We start from the raw sequence: 21,435 nt of genomic DNA, 5'->3' as shown, positions 1-21,435 counted from the left end.
GATGGGGAGGAGGGGGAGGAAGAATTCTGTCTACATTCATAAAAAAGTGTATTGAAAAATACTCTTTTCTCCTGAAAAAGCCGATTCAAGACTTAAACATAACTTGTCTATGTTGTCAAGTTTTATGAAAAGAGAAAGATGTTTATAAAGCATAGCTTGGAAAGGGGTGAGGGGAGCGTCGTATGGGAAAGCTGGGCCCTATGTTTGTGGTTTGTCATTGATTTTGATATAATAGCTAAAGTATAAAGGTCGATACAGATTATGCTACTGAAATACAAGGTCCTTGCTCAAACCCCATAAAAGCCATAAGGCAATTATAGCTAATTGGTTGGAATTAGCTCGAAGACAATATAATTACCGTTTAGCTGAAAGGTTGAATTGGTTTTAAGCAACACGCACACCAGTAAATGCTTGTCCTCTTAATGTTTCAGTAGTACCAGTAGAGCAAATCTATCCAAATATTCCCGAATTTAGAACACAAACACGGGACGGTAGAAAAAAGGACATTAATGGTAATCCGATAACCAGGAAAGGCGATAAGCATCCCAATATAGTAAATGGGTATGTTTCTTGGGAAACAGTGCAACTAGCAGATTTAGCACAGACTAAAAAACTATTCCCTGAGTATAAGTCTATACACTCCCAGGTCTTACAAGATGTTATCCAAAGATTACAAACAACAATGGATAACTTTACCTTACCTGATAAAAACGGTAAAACAAGTGGTAGACCTAAATTTAAAGGCAGGCATTACTATAATTCTTTTAGTTATCCTCAGTTATCAAATGCAAATATTGTCAAAAATGCTAACGGTAGGTATTGTGTTAATCTACCAAAGATAGGTTTAGTCCCTTTAGTATACAATCGATCAATACCATTAGGATTCAAGGTTAAGACAGGAACAGTAGTCCGTGAAGCAGATGGATGGTAAATCAGTTTCACGATAGAGGATAAAACTGTACCTTTGAGGCGTGTAGAAATTCAACCCACTGAAAAAAACTCATGCATGTATTGATTTAGGACTGTTATACTATGCTGTCACCAGCGATGGTGAGTTTATAGAAGTGCCTAAGTTTTTCAGATTCTCTGAGCATAGATTATCTAAACTTCAGGTCAGATTAGCCAGGAAACAAAAACATTCGAGGGCTTGGAAAATTCTCAAACGTAAAATAGCGGGAGTGCATCAATTAATAGCTAGACAACTAATAGCTAGACAACGTTTGGATTGGCAATTCAAGCTGGCTTATCACTTGTTTTCAGATGTAAGTGTGATATTTGTAGGTCTTCTACAAATATCTAACCTAGTCCGACGTTGCAAAGCTAAACTAGGAGATAATGGTCAGTTTTTACCAAATGGTCAATCAGCTAAGTCAGGATTAAATAAGTCTTTGCAGGATGCAGCGTTTGGGCAGTTTGTTCAGCTTCTAGAGTATGTTGCCTGGAAACTCGGCAAGAAAATTATCACGCGTAGACCCAAAGGGTACATCTCAACATTGTTGGGAATGTTTGAGAAAAGTCTCTAAAAGCTTATCAGAGCGTTGGCATTCATGTCCTAAATGTGGACAATAGCTAGACAGGGACTATAACTCAGCACTCTTAATACAAAAAATAGGATTGCTATCAACACAGGAGGAGGACATCACTTCTGTTAAAACTGCGGTCATAGCTCACTTGGCTGAAGAATCCCTAATTTTTCCCGTAGGGGAGCGTCGGGAGTATGTCAATTAGATATGTCAATTAGATATATAGTTTGCTAGCGAGGAAAACTTAAGTGCAGGTTGAACAAATTATTGAGAGACTAAAGTTAGATTTACCAACTTTGTTTGAAAAAGATATTTCTTACGATATCTATACTCAAAATATTTTTTTTAAAGACCCGGTAAATAGGTTTAAGTGGAAATTTAATTATCGAATTATTTTTTGGACTTTGCGTTTTCATGGTCGGCTATTTTTTACAGAACTATATTTTGATTTACATAATGTTCAACAAACCGCAGAAGATATAATTTTGGCAAATTGGACTGTGCGTGGCGTCTTAAGAGTTCCTTGGAAAACTAAGATTTTATTTAATGGTTATTCAACTTATAAGTTGAATCAAGATAAGTTGATTTATGAACATATTGATACTTGGGATAGAAAACCAAGTGAAATATTAAAGCAGTTTTTATACTCTAGGGATTAGGGAGTAGTTTTCAATCTGAATTCTGAATTATGACTCCTACCCTCACCCATAAGACTTATGTAAACATTCAGCTTTTAAACGTAATAACTTGAGTTTAGGTTAGTTAAAGGAGACCTTTTTATTCATAACTTTTAATTTTCTGGCGCTGGTAATTGGTAAGATGATTTTCACCTAGGTGTAAGACCCATCATTTATTTTAATAAGATATTTTAGAGGTATTAGAAACAGATTTATCTTAAAGTTTCATCTCTTGATTTACCAACGCCAATTTTCTTATGCGACTAATTCCTCCAGAAAGTTTGATAATCAGTTAATAAGTCATAGCGGAGAGCTGATAGCTGACTGCTGAATGCTTACAGACTTATTCAGGAGACCCTGATTGGAGAAATTTCAGCCATATCTAATATTTGGGGAATTAAGTCTTCTCGCTTAATTGCCATTAGATGAACTCCATGACAAATATTGCTTGCCATTTTTATTTGTTCGGCAGCAATTTTCATTCCTTCTTGTAAAGGTTTCTCTGCATTTGCTAAACGATTAATAATATGTTCTGGTATATCAACTCCCGGCACATACTTATTTAGAAAAGCAGCATTTTTCGCAGATTTAAGTAAAAATATTCCGGCTAAAATTGGCTTATTACTATCAACTGCAATTTGATTCATAAATTTTTCTAGTTTATCAAAATCAGAAATTAATTGACTTTGAAAAAATTGAGACCCTGCTAATAATTTACGTTCAAATCGTCTTTTTAATCCTGACCAACTAGGGGACTGAGGGTCTACCGCAGCACCTACAAATAAATCTGTTGGTCCATCCGGTAAAACTTTCTCATTCCAGTCCATCCCTTGATTTAACTTGGCAATCATTTTTAATAGACGTGTGGACTCCATGTCAAATACACTTCTGGCATCTTTATGGTCTCCTGCTTTTACAGGGTCTCCAGTCAGGGCCAAAATGTTGTGAAGTCCTAAAGCTGAAGCTCCCATTAGGTCTGCTTGTAAAGCTATACGGTTGCGATCGCGACAAACTACTTGATATATTGGTTCTATCTTATGATTTTTCAAGATGATAGAAGCTGCCAATGAGGACATTCTTAATACGGCACGACTACCATCAGTAATATTAATTGCATGAACTTTGCCTTTTAGGGTTTCGGCCATTTTAATCATGTGAGTAGGGTCAGCTCCCTTGGGTGGTGCTACTTCAGCAGTGATTAAAAATTCTCCAGATTTGACGGCATTGCGAAATCTATTCATTTATTTGTATTTATTTATTTAGCTATGGTTAAGTTTGCAATTTTTGTTATGACTATTGGATAGATTAACTCTAATGATAATTGCTGTTAGTTATTAATCAATATTTGACTACTCTCCTAGCTGAAGCTCAGGAGCTTCTAAAGTTAGGTATTAGGCTTGCCTGCTATTTAACCAGTTTGATAAGCTTTAACTAATCCATAATAATATTTCCAAGATTCTGCTACACTTCTTAATATTTGTTGTGCAGCTTGAGAATGCAAAACTTTATAGTGGTTATTGGTTTTATAGCATTTCTCATAAAGATGAGGTACAGTTACGATCCCCCTAAATCCCCCTTGAAAAGGGGGACTTTGAAGACTCCCCCCTTTTTAAGGGGGGCAGGGGGGATCTAAAACTGTATCTCACCAATTTGAGAAACGCTATATCTTCTTTTTCTAAGTCAAATTTACCGATACTTTTTTGAGTTTTAAAATACAATTGTCTAGCATAATAAATCCCCATATTTGAGTTTTAAAATACAATTGTCTAGCATAATAAATCCCCATATTTGTTAATTTGTGAGCTGCTTCACAGAGAAACTTTAATATGTTGATTAATTCTTTGTCTTGATTAACTTGAATTTCTTTACAAGGGGACATACTCTAACTCTTAGATATTAACAAAGATAGTATCTATAGAACAGGACGGATAAATCCATATATTCTGAACGATTAGCTCGTTTTCATCCCTCGGCTGCAGCAGGAGGGCTTTCAACTTCGCTGTTCGGTAAGCATTTAACTGTCAGATATTAGCTATGAAGTTATTAACTAATTATTTTTTCCTATTCCCTATTCCCTATTAATGAATAACCCAAAGCTTTTTTAACTTTTTCTAGAGTTTGATTAGCGATCGCTCCTGCTTTTTGCTTTCCTTCAGCTAAAACAGATTCTAGATAACTTTTATCATCCATGACTGTTTTATATTTTGTTTGAATTGGTCTTAAAGCTTCAATAGTTGCCTCAGTTAATAAAGGCTTAAATTTACCCCATCCCATATCTTGACATTCTGTTATTACCTCTTCCTTTGTTTTAGCTGAAAATAATCCATAAAGAGTCAATAAATTCTTACATTCAGGTCGTTCAGGATTATCAAATTCCAAACCTTTAACCGCATCTGTTTTGCAACGTTTAATTTTTTTAGTAATTACATCTGGTGGATCTAATAGATTAATTCTACTTAATTCTGAAGGGTCAGATTTAGACATTTTGTTAGTACCATCTGTCAAGCTCATTACTCGCGCACCCTCTTTTCTAATTAAAGGTTCTGGTAATTTTAATATACTTTCTCCCTGACCAAATTGATGATTAAACCTAACCGCTATATCGCGAGTAAGTTCTAAATGTTGTTTTTGGTCTTCTCCAACAGGAACTTTATCTGCATTATAAAGTAGAATATCTGCAGCCATTAAAACCGGATAATCTAATAAACCTGTACCAACATTTTCCCCCTGTTTAATTGCTTTTTCCTTAAATTGAATCATATCTGTCAACCAATTCAGGGGAGTAATACAGTTGAGAAACCATGTCAATTCACTATGAGCAGGAATGTGAGATTGCACAAATATGGTAGAGTAATTTAGGTCTATACCGCAGGCCAAATATAAAGCGGCAATAGTGTAGGTATCTGTAGCTAGTGTAGCTGGATTATGGGGTACTGTAATAGCGTGTAAATCTACTACACAGAAAAAATTGTCGTATTCTTTTTGCCCTTCTACCCAGTTGCGAATTGCACCTAAATAGTTACCAATATGAAGGTTTCCAGTTGGTTGAACTCCAGAGAGTACGCGCTGTTTACCCATTATTTTTCTAACTTTAGTGGTTCAAAATTAATTAATACTTAAGAATAACATATTATTAACAGATAACAGTATTTTAGGAAAAAATATGTTAATGAAAGTCTGCTCAAAAATTAACATAACCAAAAAAACAAGGTCTCAAGTCTCCCTATTTTAAGGATATCTTGAAAGTCTCTGACTTCAAAGGTCGGAACTGATAACTGATACCAAATCCGGTTTAGAAAAGCTGATTATAAATTTTCTCTATTGTATATTGAGCTTTACTTTTCACTTTACACCGTAATCAGCCTATAATAACCGGATTTGGTATGATATAGCAGTCGAAGCAAAGATTAGGACATTTCTAAATCCTAAAACCCTTTGAAAGTTTACTATTCCCTATTCCCTATTCCCTATTCCCTATTCCCTAGCGCTATAACTGATAACTGAAAATGACATACCGTAATCCTACTCCTACTGTTGATATTATTATTGAACTAATCGACCGACCAGGGCGTCCTATTGTACTAATTGAACGCAAAAACCTACCTTTTGGTTCGGCAATTCCTGGTGGGTTTGTTGACTATGGAGAATCTGTCGAAATTGCAGCCCGACGAGAAGCAAAAGAAGAGACCAGTTTAGAAGTGGAGTTAATTGAACAATTTTATGTTTATTCGGACCCCAAGCGTGACCCTCGTCAACATACTATGAGTGTGGTATTTATTGCCACTGCTAGTGGGGAACCTAAAGCGGCAGATGATGCGAAAAATTTAGCTGTCTTTGAACCTTGGCAAATTCCTACAAATCTCTGTTTTGACCACGACCAAATTCTCAAAGATTATTTGCGGTATCGTTATTATGGTTTAAGGCCAAAAGTTAAGTGAGTGGAAAGGTAATTGCTGAAGCCATCATGCTGTTGTGTGACTTGCTGCTGTTTTTACTATAATTTCTCCCTTTATGCAACAAATCTCTAAATCTCTAAAATTCCAATAATTTGCCACTTATTAACTTTTTTGGTAAATTGAGATATGATCTAGCTAAATAGATTATAATAAATATATATAACTTAAAACCATAACGTTATGGTTATGACTCTTTCATACGTTAGTACCACACAAGCAGCTTTTCTGCTAAATATTTCCACAGGTAGATTGCGACTTCTACTCAATAATGGTCGTGTTGTTGATGCCGAAAAAGTCGGCAGATTTTGGAGAATTCCTCTGAACCATCGGGGAATGCCAGAAATTACACCAGGTCGTCGTGGTCCTCAAGGAACTTGGAATAAATTTGAACGTACAGCCAAGACTATCGTTCATGTTCTCAGAAAAACTATAGACTATAACAGAGACTATAAAACTTCCCATCCAGCAGTAGCTGTGAAAGTAGGAGATAAAAAAGATTATTGCCACGCTCTGAAAATTCACGGTCCTTGCCAAATAGTTTATCAACCCCATCAACCAAATACAAGTCAAGCAGGAGGTGCCAGGCTGTGGATTGAAGTCGAGCCAGAAAAGAGAGTAGAGCGAGTGTACTTTAGTGATGGAGATTATGGTCCGCCACCAGAAGTAGTTCAGCAGCGTGCAAAAGCTAAGAAGTCAAAAACTCAGAAGAGAAAATCGAAAAAGAAAGGAAAAAAACAAAAGTAATTAAATATTTGGGAAAGGAAAGGAGAATTCTACAAGCAGTGTTTGGGTTCTGCCTAGTTTCTTGCTGTCTATAGAACCCCTAAGTGTATCTTTTCTTGAAATACAAAGGGTTCAGGAAAGCCGTTTTAAGGGGCGACTTACAACTATTGGTACTTAAACATTTTATGGTCGGAAAAATTCCTCAAAGTCTTTCTAGATATGGGAATTACGTCGATGCCCTAAAAATGGCTAGAACCCGTGCTTATTCAATATTTATGCCTTTTTGACGTAAAAGCATTTGCCGGTCTTAATTTGAGCATGTTTTTTGGGTTTATTTTGTTGAAGTCCCGCTATAAGGGTTCAGAAAACCGAAAAATTATGAAAAATGACTGCTAAAATCATCAAAGCCAGATGGGTATTGGACTTCTAATTTGTTAAATAGATCCCAAATGGGTTATATAGGATACTGCCGACGCAACTCTCGGCGATCACTAATCTCTTGAGTAGCAGTCAAACAAATTGACATCCTCCCGACGCTGCACTTGCCCCTGCAGCGCTGGTCTTCAACCAACGTTGAGATAAAAGTTGACCTTGGCTGTAGCATTTTCTAGTGTTCTTTTCCTAGGTCATACTCTGCAAACAAAATTTAACGCATAAGCAAGCTCAATATGAATTTCTGGAATAACCAATTTAATTGCTACATTTACATCAACAACAAACTTACTTGCTTAGACGCTCCTCTAGTAATAATTCAGCACTATCAGTAAAGGTTTGACCTTTGTATTGTTGTCATAAACGTTCAAATTTTAAATTTGACTCTTGATGATTTTGTTTGATGATGGGTTGATACACAACCATAGCTTCAATTTATTGATTACTAACTTTTATACCCGTATTTGGTATAAATTTGCGTTTTATTATTAATGATTGGATTTAGTAGACAGACGTAATACTAAATCCGGTATACATATAAGGTTGATTAAAAGGTTAAGGCAGAAGGGTTAGAAGGATTTGGACAAAGTAGCTTTTCATAACTGGATTTGGTATAATTCCCTTGTCTAGACTAACTTTCAAGAAGTTTTTCTTCCAAAAAATGTAGAAGTTTTACCGAAGTTTTGGTGAATAATCAATCCTAATCAGGAGGCAGGGCTGTTTTAAAAAGCAATAAGTAGGGTTTGCTGAAAAAAGCAAAGTGTGGTCCGGGTGGGAAGTGTGGTCTGGGTGGGAAGAAAGAGAAAGTAGGAGAAATAATTGTTAAAGTGATTTTTCTATCCTTGGTCTGGCTAAAATCCTAACTTTTTTAACCTTTTTGACCTAAAAGCTGGTACTTTTTCCCGATCTAAAGTTGTTAAAAGCTTTATCTGTCAATGCTTTCATATTTATTCAGCAAACCCTAAGTAGAGATTTTCGGATTCTACAGCCGTTTATACCGTGAATAATCGCCAAATACAACTAAATTTACTGATATTTGGAAGAATTAGTTAATTACTGAGGCTGAAACAGTCCAGTAGGGTGCGTTTGGCTCCGCAACATATTTGCAGAGCATTCTGTCAGGAAAAGGCGCTTACTACAAACTACGGTTCAACTGTAAAAAGATATATTTTAATCGAAATATTGACTTAAATTTACCATGAAATGCAAATAATTATCCCTAAATTAGGATAAAAATACTTATTTTTCAATCAAAAATATAATGAAGCCTAAAATCAACAATATTACTGCTTGGAAACAAGCTGAACTACTAATGCAGCCTGCCTTTATTAGAATATTAGATCATATTCGGAAAAAACTCGAAAATTCTGTTTGGCAAGGTACTTATGAAGAAGTACAAACTCCAATTCCAGGTTATAGATTAGATTTAGAATATGAAAACCAAAAAATTAGTATTAATGTCTGGGAACTCTGTTATCAAGTTTGTTTTAGTAACTATATTTCTACTCATGCTGCTGAGGAAACAGTAGAAATTGATATTGATATTAACCTTCTTAATGAAGAAGGAAATGTTAATTGGGATATGCTTGATGAAAAAGCTCTAAAAGTAGTAGAAAATATGATGGCAGATTTACCTAAAGTAGAATAGTTGCTGATAAGTTAATAGTTATAAGTTAAGAGAATAGAAAATAAGAGAAACAACTTGACTTAAGTAACTTGAGAAACGCTATCAAAAAAACTTATAGCAAATTTCATTTCATTCAGGTATACTAGCGGGCAAGATACCCAAACTACAAAGGTTTAAACTTTAATATTTGTACAAGCAAAAATCAAGATTAAATTACAACTAAAAAATCAAGATTAAATTATAACTATGAACCAGAAATTACAAAATATTCAAACATCTAATGGAGCAACTTTTCAAAACTCCATACCAGTTAGTTTTGGTAACGACACCCAAGCAATAGAAGCAACAAAACAGGGAGTAGCTCTATACGATCGCTCACATTGGGGACTAATACAAATTTCTGACGATGACCGTCTACGATTTCTCCATAACCAAAGTACCAATAACTTCAACATTCTTCAACCAGGGCAAGGTTGTGAGACAGTTTTTATCACACCCACCGCTCGGACCATTGACTTAGCAACAGCTTACGTTGCAGAAAACAATGTTTTGTTGCTAGTCTCTCCCGTCCGTTGTCAACAATTAATAGAATGGTTTGACCGCTATATTTTTCCCATGGATAAGGTAGAAGTAAAAGATGTGAGGAGCGAATATGCCATATTTAGTCTGATTGGAGTAGAAGGCAAAAACTCGATCGCCAAATTAGCAGGTACAACTCCTCCAGATGTACCCGATGCTAGTCATCAGTTAATAAATATGGGAAATATAGAAGTTAGGGTTGCTGTTGGTAGTGGGTTGGCAACAGAAGGATACACCTTGATAGTACCTGTGAATAATGCTGCTGAGATTTGGCAAATGTTGATAGAAGTTGGAGCAGTACCCATGGGCGATCGCTTGTGGGAACAACTAAGAATACAAGAAGGTCGCCCCGCACCAGACTATGAACTTACAGATGACTACAATCCTTTGGAAGCTGGTTTATGGAATACTATTTCTTTTGAGAAAGGTTGTTATATTGGTCAAGAAATTATTGCTCGTTTAAACACATATAAAGGTGTAAGAAAAAGACTTTGGGGAGTGCGTTTAAATGGAAAAGCAGAATTAGGAAATGTTGTACAAGTTGGGGATGAAAAAGTTGGAAAATTGACAAGTTTTACGGAAACTAATGATGGTTATTTTGGTTTAGTTTATATTAGAACAAAGGCAGGAGGAGTAGGTTTAAAGGTGCAAGTGGGAGATGTAGAAGGGGAAGTAGTTGAAGTACCTTTTCTGACACATCAAGATGAAGTTACAAGTTAGAAGCAATATCAAATCTGCTTGCTTGAGAGTGCTATAGAAACGTTCCCAGAAATCTACAAAAATCTAATAAAATCTATAATTATCTGATTTTTGGCAAATTTTCTGTTCCCTATTGCTGGTAACGTCGGCCTTATCCAGTCCACAAGCTGTCATATAGAATCCGGGTAATTAGTTATCGTATTACTGAGGAGTAATGAGTAATGAGTAATGAGTAATGAGTAATGAGTAATGAGTAATGAGTAATGAGTAAGGAGTAATGAGTAAGGAGTAAGGAGTAATATCAAATCCAGTTGAATACAAGAGTGTATTGTTGGGGGAGATGGTCCGATTGTCCGATTTAATAATGAACATATACTATATAACCGGATTCTATATTAAAGTCCTTTGCCGAAGGGGGAGCGTAGCTCTCACTGACCGCCTCAGCTAGATTCAAACTAGCATTTAAGTCTCTATCACAACTAAATCGGCAATATTCACAGTCAAAAAGACGCTCGGATCAAGACAGAGACTTTTTAACATTCCCACAGCTAGAACAAGTTTTAGAACTAGGAAACTATTGATCAACAACGGTTAGTTGGGAACCATATAGTTCACAATAAAGGCAATACACTGAAAAGATTGAAAAATACTCCCCCTACTCCCCTACTTTTAAGATTAGAATCAGAAGATTTATTCGGTTAGATCGCTATGTTAGTTAGCGCTAACCTTCGCATTTTCTGAGAGCTACCTAAAAAAATCGGCGTGTCAAATGATTTTCGGTTCCATCCTGAGAATTTTTGTGATACTATAAAAACTATAAGGGGTTGTTCGTCCCTGTACATGACTTTTTATTCAACTAAAGTTCCTTGGTAAAAGACAATTAGATATTCAGGAATTTTACCCAAGAGCAATACCAGTAATATTTTCATTTTATTCAGCACCCAAAAAATATATGCTGGTTTTTCCCACGATCAAATCTTTCTACCTATCGCTCCTGAGTAGAAAACCAATAATTTTTTCATTTTATGAAGCTCTTGAAAAAAAATCGGCGCGTCAAAAGATTTTCGGTTCTATCCTCAGAATTTTTGTGATACTATAAAAATTATAAGGGGTCGTTTGCCTTTACGTATGAATTTTTATTCAACTTAAAAAAGTTAAGTATTGCTCGTGCTCGAACTCTGTCGCTTTTTTTCCATGAATGGAGAGGCTTGATACCTTTGGGGATAATTAATCCATTATCCATTGGTAAAAGATAGCATATAGCAGTTTTCATGCTTGATAGACCACAGTTGTAATCATCGGGAGGCAGTCCGGGAAGATTTGTATTCATGATTAACTAGCCTTTGACTGCTTACTCCTTACTCCTTACTCCTACAAAAGTTTTGTGGTCTACTCAACTGAAAAGCGCTGTAAGGTTTCTATATCACTTTTTCGGAGGTACTGGATCATAACCACCAGGATGAAAAGGATGACAACGTAAAATTCGCATAACTGCCATTCTACTACCTTTAAAAATTCCAAATCTTTCTATCGCTTCCATCGCATATTCTGAACAAGTCGGTTGAAAACGACATGATGGAGGTAACATTGGTGAAATCAAAATTTTGTAGGCTTTAATTAATTTAATTAGTAATACTTTCATATCTAAATCAAAATTAAAAATTTTTTGCTAATTTTATATAGCGTTTCTCAGCAATCGTGAGGTACACCTATCTTTATTTGTTCCTATTTCCTATTCCCTGTTCCCTGTTCCCTGTTCCCTGTTCCCTAAAACCAAGGAATTTTGTACCTCACGCTTCTTGGGAATTGCTATATAATATCATATCTCGCATTTCCAAGTAAAATATTTAGGGAAATTTCCTCAAAATACCTATTGGAAAAACAACTTCTGAGTTCTGAATTCTTTTAGCTCGCCTTTTCAGGTAAAATATTTTAGGGAAATTTCCTCAAAATACCTATTAGAAAAACAACTTATGAATTCTGAGTTCTGAATTCTTTTAGCTCGCCTTTTCAGGATAAATATTTAGGGAAAGTTGCCAAAATACTTATTGGAAAAACAACTTCTAAATTCTGAATTTTGAGTTCTGAATTCTGAGTTATCAATTCTTTTATCCTACCTTTTCAGGATAAATATTTTAGGATAACTGCTCAAAATACTTATGGCAAAAACAACTTCTGAATTCTGAGTTATCAATTCTTTTATCCCGCCTTGTCAGGATAAATATTTTAGGATAACTGCTCAAAATACTTATGGCAAAAACAACTTCTGAATTCTGAGTTATCAATTCTTTTATCCCGCCTTGTCAGGTGAAATATTTTAGGATAATTGCTCAAAATACTTATGGCAAAAATAACTTCTGAATTCTGAGTTATCAATTCTTTTATCCTGCCTTTTCAGGTGAAATATTTAGGGAAAGTTGTTCAAAATACCTATTAGAAAAACAACTTCTGAGTTCTGAATTCTTTAAACTGTGATACTCTCTTGTTTTGTCAAACACATAGCAATTCCTTTTTCATAATAAGCCGCCTCATTAATAAAAACTGGCCATACAGGACTTTCTTCCTGATAATAAATTGTTTTGCCATCAAAAGTTAAAAACATTGGCTCACCAGGACTTAATTTTTGATAATCTCTCCCTTGTAATTCAGGATGAATCATTGCTGCTATTTCTCCATCCTCAGTTTTAGGATAATCCACAACTTTTAAGTGTTTATAAATGACAAAATCGCCATTTATATGATGTAGCTTACCTTCATTAAAATGTTCAATGAAATCCAAACTTATCTGAATTAATTTTTCTGTTTTATAAAATAAATCTGCCTGAAGAGTTCCTTGAGCGATCGGACCTACTTCGATGCCAATACTACGTTCACAAATGGAATTTATAAAAGAATTTTCCACTCCTGGATTAATCCAAAAATAAACTTTCACATCTGGCTCAACCGAACTTAAATAAGCAGCCATTTTTAAGTTAAAAGGGTGATAATTTAACAAAATAATTGTTAATCCCATGTTGGCAGTAGTAGTATGCAAATCCAAGATAAAATCAAATTTAGGGTTTCCTTTCGGTCCTAGCATTTGATTAATAAATTTTGCTCTACTTTCTTCATAGTTAAGGTTTGTCTGATTTTCTAAATTCTCCAATTTAAAACAACGGTTTAAATCTGTATCAATGTATCTTGTAACTAATTCAAATGCTTGAGGATTAGCCAATAATGTTTTAGTCTCAAAATTTTTTCTGCTAATCAAGTCTGGAAACTTTTCAAATTTTTTGACAAGGTATATCCCTGTAAATTCATTCCCGTGTGTTCCTCCGACAATTGCGAATTTATTAATTTTTTCCATTATCTTAAATTCTAATTATTCATCCTTGTTGAATTCTGGATTTTCTGGAATTAACTCTGATTCTTCAGAAATGATATTAGGTAGATAAAAAGTTTCTAGACTGTGGCGATCGCCTACATAACGCCAATGCCAAGGTTCATAACCAACTCCTTTCTCATTATCGACAGGTATCATTTCAAAACTAAAGTAGGCAGCATTATTTTTTAGCCACTGAAAAGCTGCCGTATTTTCAAATTCCACATTTTGGTAAGTTTCAGGTGCATTTTTATCCCCAATATCAACAGCATAACCTGTTATATATTCCCCATAACTTAGAGGTGAAAAATTGTCGGGAGAATTTGACTCAATAGTATTAGTATTACTTAGCAAAGTTTCTAACTCAGATTTAGACTTAAATCCTCTCAAAGCTACTAAATTAATCCCTTCATTTCTAGCAGCATCAAGCATTTTTAGAAAATTTTTGGCTGCATTTATTTGCAATCTAACATCACTATCAGCAACTATATATGCTAGTTCCATTTCTGCTATTTGTGAGTAAGGCAAATCTGAAAGGGGATTTTTCTGTGGTTCAATTATAGGGGTTTTTGTGTCAGAAGAATTAGCTGCCTTAATACTATCAGTTTTAGTTTGAGGTGATGAAGCATTAACTTGGTTGAGATTAGATTGAACTTGTAATCCCAGAGTAACTACTCCTACCAAAATAACTATTCCCATCCAACTCCAAATCCATTTTTTATTGTCAGTTGGAGTTGGAATAATTTCTTCATGCTTTTGGGGATCTCGGACTGCTTCGGGAATCTCATCTACAACAGTTTCCTGGACTAAAGATAAATTTTCTGAGAGACTTTCGTTGTTCAAAACTTGACTCCTACTAGTGAATTTCAAAATCGTTTTTTATTCTAAAGGTAAATCTTGATAAGTCAACATTCCAGATATATAAAGAACTATCAGCGAATTAAATGTGCCAATTTACTCGACTTTTGTAGATTTTAGATTATTCTTGATTTTATAAGGTTAAAGGTGAGTTTAGTTCAGTTTATACAATTCTGTATGTCCAAAATATAACTCCACCAAAACTAGGAAAAACGGCCATCGTTGTGGTTGATCATATTTCTCATGGCGATTATCAAGCACAGAAAAATCACTATATCCAATTTATTCCTCCTACTTTCTCTTTCTTCCCACACTTCCCACACTCCCCACGTTATGGTTTTTTCCGCAAACCCTAATTATTAACGCTTTTGCCTTATTCTTTTTGACTTTTGACTTAAAATTAAGTACAAGAACTCAGAAACCTCTTTTATTACTAGGGCGTGTCATCAATTAAATCTGAAAGTGATATGTGGCAATAGTTTTGAGCTTTTGGCCTTTAAAAAACTCCTGATTCTAAAAACCTTGACTGACAAAGCTTGTAACTTCTAATTGATGACACCTCCTAGATATCTATAATGTTTAAACCAACTATTTATAGTAGAAACTAGGTTTTTTTGGGTAAATCCTATTAGACATAGGCGTGAAAATTAAAAATAGAATCAATTCTTATCCAGAAATTATCAATTACTTCTTCCTGTTCCCTGTTCCCTGTTCCCTGTTCCCTCTTTTCCGGAGATGTCTATTTATCAGAAAAATAGTATCTGCTTAAGATATTTTACATTTTTCAAAGACTTATTTAATTTTATTAGTAAATATTCCATAATAATTACATTAATTGGATAAAGATTTTTGGTGTATTGAGGATGAAATAATCTTTCTGTCGATAAAAATACGGAAGAATATTTGTGATTTGAGATGATAAGATCACGATGAATAAAGGTGCTACGAGGGCTTGCCGTGATCCGTGCTACTTTACCAATTCAGGCTACTGTGCCTGCTATTGCTAACGATCATAATCGACTAAGACTTTTTTCTGGATCAGCTAACGTTCCTCTATCTACGGAAGTAGCTAGATACCTAGGTTTAGACCTAGGCCCAATGGTGCGTAAACGATTTGCTGATGGAGAGTTATATATTCAAATTCAGGAATCAATTCGGGGCTGTGATGTTTATTTAATTCAGCCTAGTTGTCGTCCAGTTAATGACAACCTGATGGAATTATTAATAATGGTAGATGCTTGTCGTCGTGCTTCTGCTAGACAAATTACTGCAGTAATTCCTTATTATGGTTATGCCAGGGCAGACCGTAAAACTGCTGGACGAGAATCAATTACTGCGAAATTAGTGGCCAATTTAATTACTGAGGCAGGAGCTAGTCGTGTTTTAGCAATGGATTTGCATTCCGCTCAGATTCAGGGTTATTTTGATATTCCCTTCGATCATGTTTACGGTTTACCAGTAATTTTAGATTACTTAACAAGTAAGAATTTATCTGATATTGTTGTTGTTTCTCCCGATGTGGGTGGGGTGGCAAGAGCCAGAGCTTTTGCGAAAAAGCTAAATGATGCTCCTTTGGCAATTATTGATAAACGTCGCCAAGCTCACAATGTGGCAGAAGTTTTGAATATAATTGGGGATGTTAAGGACAAGACTGCTGTTCTGGTAGATGACATGATTGATACTGCTGGGACTATTTGTGAAGGTGGGCGACTGTTACGGGAACATGGGGCACGACAAGTTTATGCTTGTGCTACTCATGCTGTATTTTCTCCACCAGCTATTGAGCGTCTTTCCAATGGAGTATTTGAAGAGGTGATTGTTACTAATACTATTCCATTTAATGAGGAAAATTCATTTTCTCAGTTGACAGTTCTTTCAGTTGCGAATTTATTGGGTGAGACTATTTGGCGCATTCACGAAGATACTTCAGTCAGTAGTATGTTTCGCTAGAATTTAGGATTCTTACATATTACCGAATAATTAATAATTATTAATTAAATAATTCAGGTTAAAAGCCTCTCCTTTCAAGGGGAAAAAATAATTTTTTTTCCTTATTAGTCAATCCTCTCCCTAAAAGGGAGAGGTAATTATTAATTATTAATTATTAATTGTTAATTGCTGAAATACCTCTTACTTCACTATTTTTAGGAGGGAAGAATTATGAAATTTTTAGGAATATTTAACAGAGTTAATTTATTAACAGTAGGGTTTGCTTTAGCAACTCTGCTGTTATTTTCACATTTACAGGGGGAATAGTTAATACTGTTTCACAGAAGTTATGCATCAAGTGCGTGAACCTATCCCACTAATAATATTTTTGCTGAAAATCCCAAATATTCTTAAAGATAAAAACGAAAAATCCAGCTTTTCAGGAAAATTTTACTTAAATAAATAAGCATTTTTAGAATCGTGGGATAGGTTGGTAATTCTGAGGTATCCATTTCCTGCGGAAAGGCTTCGCCAACAGAATGTAAGACGCACATCTGACAGTCAAAAGTTAAAAGTTAAAAGTAATATTTTACAGGCTCGAAACTTTGACGCTAGAGTAATTTTCGGAAATTATTTCACTTATATAGTTTGAAACTAGAAATAAATTCCAAAATTCTTGACTATTCCCTATTCCCTTCTTCAATAATTTTTAGATTAAGTATCAACAAAAAAAGTATATTTTTCTTGCATTTTGCATAATCAAAATATAGCAATATGCGCTTATGTTGTAAAAATTTAAAAACTAGAAATAAATTCCAAAACTCTTGACTATTCCCTATTTCCTATTCCCTATTGCCTTCTGCAATTATTTTTAGATTAAGTATCAAAAAAAGGTATATTTTTCTTGGATGTTCCATAATTAAAATATAGCAATATGCGCTTATGTTGTAAAAATTTAAAAACTAGAGATCAACTCCAAAACTCTTGACTATTCCCTATTTATTTCTGCAATTATTTTTAGATTAAGTATCAAAAAAAGGTATATTTTTCTTGGATATTCCATAATCAAGATATAGCAGTATAAGCTTATGTGGTAAAAATTTAAAAACTAGAAATCAACTCCAAAACTCTTGACTATTCCCTATTGCCTTCTGCAATTATTTTTAGATTAAGTATCAAAAAAAGGTATATTTTTCTTGGATGTTCCATAATCAAGATATAGCAGTATAAGCTTATGTGGTAAAAATTTAAAAACTAGAAATCAACTCCAAAACTCTTGACTATTCCCTATTCCCTATTCCCTATTCCCTTCTTCTCTCTATTCCCTTCTTAAATTGAGGTAATTATATGGCAACTATCGAATCTCAAGACATGACTTTAGAAAAGTTATTTGATGAATTTTATCTTATTCCTGATTATCAGCGCGAGTATGTTTGGGAAGAAAAAGAGGTAAATGAATTTATTCAAGATATCTATGAAGAATTTTCCGAACAAATTCAAAATACCTATTCTGAGTATTTTATTGGCAGTATAATTGTTTGTAACCGTGGAGAAAAATTGTATGAGGTAATTGATGGGCAGCAACGCATGACTACTGCTTATTTAGTCCTCTGTGCAATTCGGGATTATTTATTAAGTATTAATCCTAATGAACGTATTGAAGCATTAAAAAATAAGATTGCTGCTTTATATACAGATAACTGGGGTAATGACCAGTTTAGACATAGGGTAGAACTACAATATGAGGAAAGTCGAGGCATACTCGAAAATATTGCTCTACAAGTCGATTTAGACCAAATATCTCCTACTCGCTCTGTTAAAAATATTCAGAATGCTTATGCTGAAATTAGAGATTTTCTTTCTGATAAATTTGAACTAGATAAATTTACTATTTATAATCTGAAAAAGTTTTACGCATACTTTCTCAAAAATGTTAAGTTAATTCGAGTCAAAACAGCTAGTGTTGCCCATGCTTTGAAAATATATTCAACTCTAAATCATCGTGGTTTACCCCTAGATGATATGGATTTACTCAAAAATCTGATTTTTGCTAAAGCTAAACAAACAAACTACGATAAAATCAAAGTCAAATGGAAAAAAATTCTAGATTTGCTCTATAATTCGCAAGAAAAACCAATGCGTTTTTTGCGTTATTTTATATTAGCTAAGTATGCAGAAGATGGGAATTATATAGCTGAAAAAGAAGTCTATGATTGGTTCCTACAAAATGAATCTTTGTGTGGATATAAAACTGAACCGATTCGGTTTGTGAATAATTTACTTGCCTCAGCTCAAGCTTATTCAGAATTTTTAGCAGGTAATAATATTGATGGAACTGTCAATCGTTATTTAGTAAATATTAGAAATCTTAGTGTAAATGTTAGGCAGCATTTAATATTACTTTTGGCTGTAAATAAATTGCCTCAAGATTGTTTTGTCGATCTATGTAGAGAGGTAGAAAATTTATTATTTTTAGCAATGTTGACTAGCGAACGTAATCAAAAAGCATTTGATGGCATGATTCTTAAGTGGGCAAGTGAATTACGTCAAATTACATCACGAGAAGATTTCGATCAGTTTATTGCTAACCAAATTATTCCTAGCAAACAACGAGTAGCAGACAAATTTGACAAAGCATTTTCTAAACTGAATAAATCATCATTCCAGCCATATCAAATTAAATATATTTTGGCAAAACTAACACAATATATAGATGAAACTGCCTGGGGTAGTGTAGCAGGAATTGATGATTTAAGAAATTATATTCTCAAATTAGAATTAGAACAAATTTTGCCAGAAAATCCGACAAAAGAAGTGATTGTAGATTTTGATAAACCTACTGAAATAGGAAATTATAGTAAACGTTTAGGAAATCTGACTTTGTTAGAAAGTTCGATTAAATCTGCTATTGCTAATGCTAACTTTGCTGAGAAAAAATTAGGTTATACAAAGTCAAGATTTTTGCTGACTAGAACTATTGCCGAAGTAGTTTCTGTTGGAGAAAATACAAGTATAGATTTAGCAGTACAAGATTTAAAGACATTTGAAAAATGGGATTCTCAGGCAATAGAAACTCGCCAAGAAATGTTGATTAAATTAGCGAAAAAAGTTTGGGATGTTCCTAAATAGTCAGTTATCAGTTAAGGGAATAGGGAATAGGGAATAGGGAGTAAAAACACAAGTTAAGCTAAATTTTTCAATTCAGATTCCTTTTTCAAAGATCAGAACTTAATTTTCAATTGCTAATGGCTTATGACTAAATTTTTACTAATTATCTACTTTTCTACTCAGGTGTTCCATAACCTGTGTAAGGACGTTTATAAGGAGGATGTAAACCGATAATAATATCCTCTTTTGGTATTCCCATATCTGTCAAATCTTGGGCTAGATCGGCTTCTGTCATATTTCGCTGAATCCAAATTTTACCATCTTTAATATCGAAATGGATAAAACAGTTATAAACTCGTTTAAGTCCATCCCAACCAATATCTAGAACTTGATAATGATCATTTTCTGTATCACAAATAATTTGACACTCAATTTCTGTATCAGAATTATTATCTTCTAGAGTGGCATGATTATTCAATAATTGGCGGATTATATTTCTGTAATTTTCTAATTTTTCCATTCAATAATTATCTCCTCAGTAGGATTATAAATCAGCAATTTTACTTGATAAAATTTGACTGCTTCTTGAATAAATTTTTCCTGAAAAAATGACTTAAAAGTATCAAAAGGAACTGCTAAGTAAAGTATTCTATCTGATTCAATCATTTGCAATGCTAAACGATAATTTAAAAATTGACCTAGTGCATTATGAAAGTCCGTAATTGTTGAAGTCTTGAGGAAACTTTTGATTTCAACTGCTATTTTCTGCTCTGCTTTTTGAGCTGCTATAATTTTTTCTGCTCCTAAATCTACTTCCAGCTTAATTCCCTCAATTTTTATTTTTAGAGGGTCTGCTGTAATAATCCAATTTTCTTTTAGGAGTGCCTGTTTTACCGAAAAATTTTGGTTTAAAGCCTCCCCTTGGATAGGGGATAATAAATAAAAATTTTCATGGTTAGTCAATCCTATCAGTTTCAAGGAGAGGTAATAATTAATTATTCATTATTAATTATTAATTATTAATTGTTTAAAGCACCATGAAATAGGTCTTTAGCAGCCATTACTTTTGATATAAATTATAGGACTATTATATAGGGTTTCTCAGATTACTGAGGTACAGTTTTTTTCTTCCATTCTATTCCCTGTTTCCAGAATTACCGAAAAATTGAAGGAAAAAATTCCTTTTAACCCAATCCTTCTATCAGAAGAGGTAATTAATAATTATTAATTATTGAATATTCCCTACTCCCTCTAATACAACAAAAGAATCTAAAAAAGCTTTAGCTTCTGGAAAGTCTAAATTTCCATCTTCAGCAATTACTTGTAAAGTATATAATATTGGTCCGTTAGGGTCGATATATATTCTTGCTAGTGTTTTTAAATCAGGTCTTTCTCGTGACTGGAAAATGATTTCTCTACCTGGAAATCCTTTGTAACTAATTCTCTTTTCACTAACTATTATAGAGTTAGTATTTTGTGCTGCTCCGTCTCGCGCTCCATCTAATCCTTTTTCTACATTATATTGGCTAGGTTCAACGGGATATTTAACGTGAGAAACATAAAAAATTCGTTTTTCTTCTGGATATTGATAGAATACAAATAGGGCATTTAATTTTCCTAAAGGGGTATTTAGAGATAAATTTTCTTCTTGTGGTTTTTGGGGAAAATAAATTGTATAACTGCCGTCTTTAGCTTTGTAGTTATACCAGTTATCGGCCAGATAAATAATATTGGTTTGAGTAAATTCTGATGAAGATTTTGATGATGGGTATAGAATATTTGCTGCATCTAAATTTGATGCAAAAGGAAGAATTGTAATTAGACTGGAAATTCCAATAATTAAGGATAATCTCATTATCTTAAGCTTAAAGATTTTAAAGTATTTTTAATAAAATTATAATTCGATTTAAAGTATTTGTGGTGTTATTTTTTATAGTAATAAGTTGTAGCTTGGGTGGGGCGA

18 protein-coding genes and 1 pseudogene are annotated in these 21,435 nt (G+C 33.9%); 10 read left to right on the top strand and 9 right to left on the bottom strand.

The annotated features are described in order from the left end of the window. Positions 1-580 precede the first annotated feature (580 nt). The 4 genes and pseudogenes from F6K40_RS12200 to F6K40_RS12190 all read left to right on the top strand — a co-directional run bounded on the left by F6K40_RS12200 (position 581) and on the right by F6K40_RS12190 (position 2,182). Complete coding sequence (locus F6K40_RS12200) at positions 581-931, top strand: hypothetical protein (protein WP_293136062.1); 351 nt, start codon at positions 581-583, stop codon at positions 929-931. 58 nt (positions 932-989) lie between these two features. Then, positions 990-1,250: pseudogene (locus tag F6K40_RS40795) on the top strand (transposase); the annotation flags it as partial. Between the two features lie 181 nt (positions 1,251-1,431). Continuing rightward, complete coding sequence (locus F6K40_RS40790; RefSeq protein ID WP_365671168.1) at positions 1,432-1,569, top strand: zinc ribbon domain-containing protein; 138 nt, start codon at positions 1,432-1,434, stop codon at positions 1,567-1,569. 202 nt (positions 1,570-1,771) lie between these two features. Continuing rightward, the gene (locus F6K40_RS12190; RefSeq protein WP_293136059.1) at positions 1,772-2,182 is read left to right on the top strand and encodes a C6orf136 family protein; all 411 of its coding nucleotides are present in this window, start codon (positions 1,772-1,774) and stop codon (positions 2,180-2,182) included. Positions 2,183-2,547: 365 nt separating this feature from the next. Here the strand turns inward: F6K40_RS12190 and F6K40_RS12185 are convergent, their stop codons facing one another. The 3 genes from F6K40_RS12185 to trpS form a co-directional block, all read right to left on the bottom strand. Then, positions 2,548-3,441, bottom strand: a complete 894-nt coding sequence (locus F6K40_RS12185; protein WP_293136056.1) for a methylenetetrahydrofolate reductase — start codon at positions 3,439-3,441, stop codon at positions 2,548-2,550. 434 nt (positions 3,442-3,875) lie between these two features. After that, the gene (locus F6K40_RS12180) at positions 3,876-4,079 is read right to left on the bottom strand and encodes a hypothetical protein (RefSeq protein ID WP_293136053.1); all 204 of its coding nucleotides are present in this window, start codon (positions 4,077-4,079) and stop codon (positions 3,876-3,878) included. Between the two features lie 182 nt (positions 4,080-4,261). Further along, positions 4,262-5,278: a tryptophan--tRNA ligase gene (trpS, locus tag F6K40_RS12175; RefSeq protein ID WP_293136050.1), complete on the bottom strand. Its 1,017-nt coding sequence runs from the start codon at positions 5,276-5,278 to the stop codon at positions 4,262-4,264. Between the two features lie 428 nt (positions 5,279-5,706). Here trpS and F6K40_RS12170 point away from each other — a divergent pair, with 428 nt between their 5' ends. From F6K40_RS12170 to ygfZ, 4 genes are all read left to right on the top strand, one after another. Then, the gene (locus tag F6K40_RS12170) at positions 5,707-6,138 is read left to right on the top strand and encodes an NUDIX domain-containing protein (RefSeq protein WP_293136047.1); all 432 of its coding nucleotides are present in this window, start codon (positions 5,707-5,709) and stop codon (positions 6,136-6,138) included. Between the two features lie 204 nt (positions 6,139-6,342). Next, positions 6,343-6,900 carry a DNA-binding protein gene (locus F6K40_RS12165; protein ID WP_293136044.1) on the top strand — a complete coding sequence of 186 codons (558 nt, stop codon included), beginning with the start codon at positions 6,343-6,345 and terminating at the stop codon, positions 6,898-6,900. 1,672 nt (positions 6,901-8,572) lie between these two features. Next, positions 8,573-8,959, top strand: a complete 387-nt coding sequence (locus F6K40_RS12160) for a hypothetical protein (protein ID WP_293136041.1) — start codon at positions 8,573-8,575, stop codon at positions 8,957-8,959. 225 nt (positions 8,960-9,184) lie between these two features. Further along, entirely contained in the window at positions 9,185-10,237 is a 1,053-nt protein-coding gene (gene ygfZ, locus F6K40_RS12155; protein WP_293136039.1) for a CAF17-like 4Fe-4S cluster assembly/insertion protein YgfZ, read from the top strand. 1,402 nt (positions 10,238-11,639) lie between these two features. Here the strand turns inward: ygfZ and yidD are convergent. The 3 genes from yidD to F6K40_RS12135 all read right to left on the bottom strand — a co-directional run bounded on the left by yidD (position 11,640) and on the right by F6K40_RS12135 (position 14,420). Further along, positions 11,640-11,858, bottom strand: coding sequence for a membrane protein insertion efficiency factor YidD (gene yidD, locus F6K40_RS12145; protein WP_293136037.1), 219 nt, complete (start codon positions 11,856-11,858; stop codon positions 11,640-11,642). Positions 11,859-12,680: 822 nt separating this feature from the next. Beyond that, positions 12,681-13,562, bottom strand: coding sequence for an aspartoacylase (locus F6K40_RS12140; RefSeq protein ID WP_293136034.1), 882 nt, complete (start codon positions 13,560-13,562; stop codon positions 12,681-12,683). Positions 13,563-13,577: 15 nt separating this feature from the next. Next, entirely contained in the window at positions 13,578-14,420 is an 843-nt protein-coding gene (locus tag F6K40_RS12135; RefSeq protein ID WP_293136031.1) for a M15 family metallopeptidase, read from the bottom strand. Between the two features lie 972 nt (positions 14,421-15,392). On the opposite strand from F6K40_RS12135, the gene F6K40_RS12130 reads away from it, so the two are divergent. Next, the gene (locus F6K40_RS12130; protein WP_293136071.1) at positions 15,393-16,385 is read left to right on the top strand and encodes a ribose-phosphate pyrophosphokinase; all 993 of its coding nucleotides are present in this window, start codon (positions 15,393-15,395) and stop codon (positions 16,383-16,385) included. Positions 16,386-17,711: 1,326 nt separating this feature from the next. Further along, a complete protein-coding gene (locus tag F6K40_RS12125; protein ID WP_293136029.1) occupies positions 17,712-19,493 on the top strand; it encodes a DUF262 domain-containing protein in 1,782 nt (593 codons plus the stop codon). A 154-nt stretch (positions 19,494-19,647) separates the two neighbouring features. On the opposite strand, the gene F6K40_RS12120 is transcribed toward F6K40_RS12125, so the two are convergent. The 3 genes from F6K40_RS12120 to F6K40_RS12110 all read right to left on the bottom strand — a co-directional run bounded on the left by F6K40_RS12120 (position 19,648) and on the right by F6K40_RS12110 (position 21,327). Then, positions 19,648-19,992 (bottom strand): XisI protein, encoded by a 345-nt coding sequence (locus F6K40_RS12120; protein WP_293136027.1) that lies wholly within the window; start codon positions 19,990-19,992, stop codon positions 19,648-19,650. After that, on the bottom strand, positions 19,980-20,435 hold the full coding sequence (locus tag F6K40_RS12115; RefSeq protein WP_365671157.1) for an element excision factor XisH family protein: 456 nt from the start codon (positions 20,433-20,435) through the stop codon (positions 19,980-19,982). Before F6K40_RS12115 ends, F6K40_RS12120 begins: the two co-directional genes overlap by 13 nt. A 265-nt stretch (positions 20,436-20,700) precedes the next feature. Next, the gene (locus F6K40_RS12110) at positions 20,701-21,327 is read right to left on the bottom strand and encodes a hypothetical protein (protein WP_293136024.1); all 627 of its coding nucleotides are present in this window, start codon (positions 21,325-21,327) and stop codon (positions 20,701-20,703) included. Positions 21,328-21,435: the final 108 nt, after the last annotated feature.

It is taken from the genome of Okeania sp. SIO3I5 (assembly GCF_010672085.1).
Lineage (GTDB): Bacteria > Cyanobacteriota > Cyanobacteriia > Cyanobacteriales > Microcoleaceae > Trichodesmium.
The sequence above is the reverse complement of the archived record's forward strand: the minus strand, read 5'-3'. Positions and strand labels throughout refer to the sequence as shown.

Bases quoted from the DNA above. Each gene is read 5' to 3' on its own strand.
- F6K40_RS40790 (WP_365671168.1), top strand. From the start codon at position 1,432: ATGTTGCCTGGAAACTCGGCAAGAAAATTATCACGCGTAGACCCAAAG.
- F6K40_RS12185 (WP_293136056.1), bottom strand. From the start codon at position 3,441: ATGAATAGATTTCGCAATGCCGTCAAATCTGGAGAATTTTTAATCACT.
- F6K40_RS12180 (WP_293136053.1), bottom strand. From the start codon at position 4,079: ATGTCCCCTTGTAAAGAAATTCAAGTTAATCAAGACAAAGAATTAATC.
- trpS (WP_293136050.1), bottom strand. From the start codon at position 5,278: ATGGGTAAACAGCGCGTACTCTCTGGAGTTCAACCAACTGGAAACCTT.
- F6K40_RS12170 (WP_293136047.1), top strand. From the start codon at position 5,707: ATGACATACCGTAATCCTACTCCTACTGTTGATATTATTATTGAACTA.
- F6K40_RS12165 (WP_293136044.1), top strand. From the start codon at position 6,343: ATGACTCTTTCATACGTTAGTACCACACAAGCAGCTTTTCTGCTAAAT.
- F6K40_RS12160 (WP_293136041.1), top strand. From the start codon at position 8,573: ATGAAGCCTAAAATCAACAATATTACTGCTTGGAAACAAGCTGAACTA.
- ygfZ (WP_293136039.1), top strand. From the start codon at position 9,185: ATGAACCAGAAATTACAAAATATTCAAACATCTAATGGAGCAACTTTT.
- yidD (WP_293136037.1), bottom strand. From the start codon at position 11,858: ATGAAAGTATTACTAATTAAATTAATTAAAGCCTACAAAATTTTGATT.
- F6K40_RS12140 (WP_293136034.1), bottom strand. From the start codon at position 13,562: ATGGAAAAAATTAATAAATTCGCAATTGTCGGAGGAACACACGGGAAT.
- F6K40_RS12125 (WP_293136029.1), top strand. From the start codon at position 17,712: ATGGCAACTATCGAATCTCAAGACATGACTTTAGAAAAGTTATTTGAT.
- F6K40_RS12120 (WP_293136027.1), bottom strand. From the start codon at position 19,992: ATGGAAAAATTAGAAAATTACAGAAATATAATCCGCCAATTATTGAAT.
- F6K40_RS12110 (WP_293136024.1), bottom strand. From the start codon at position 21,327: ATGAGATTATCCTTAATTATTGGAATTTCCAGTCTAATTACAATTCTT.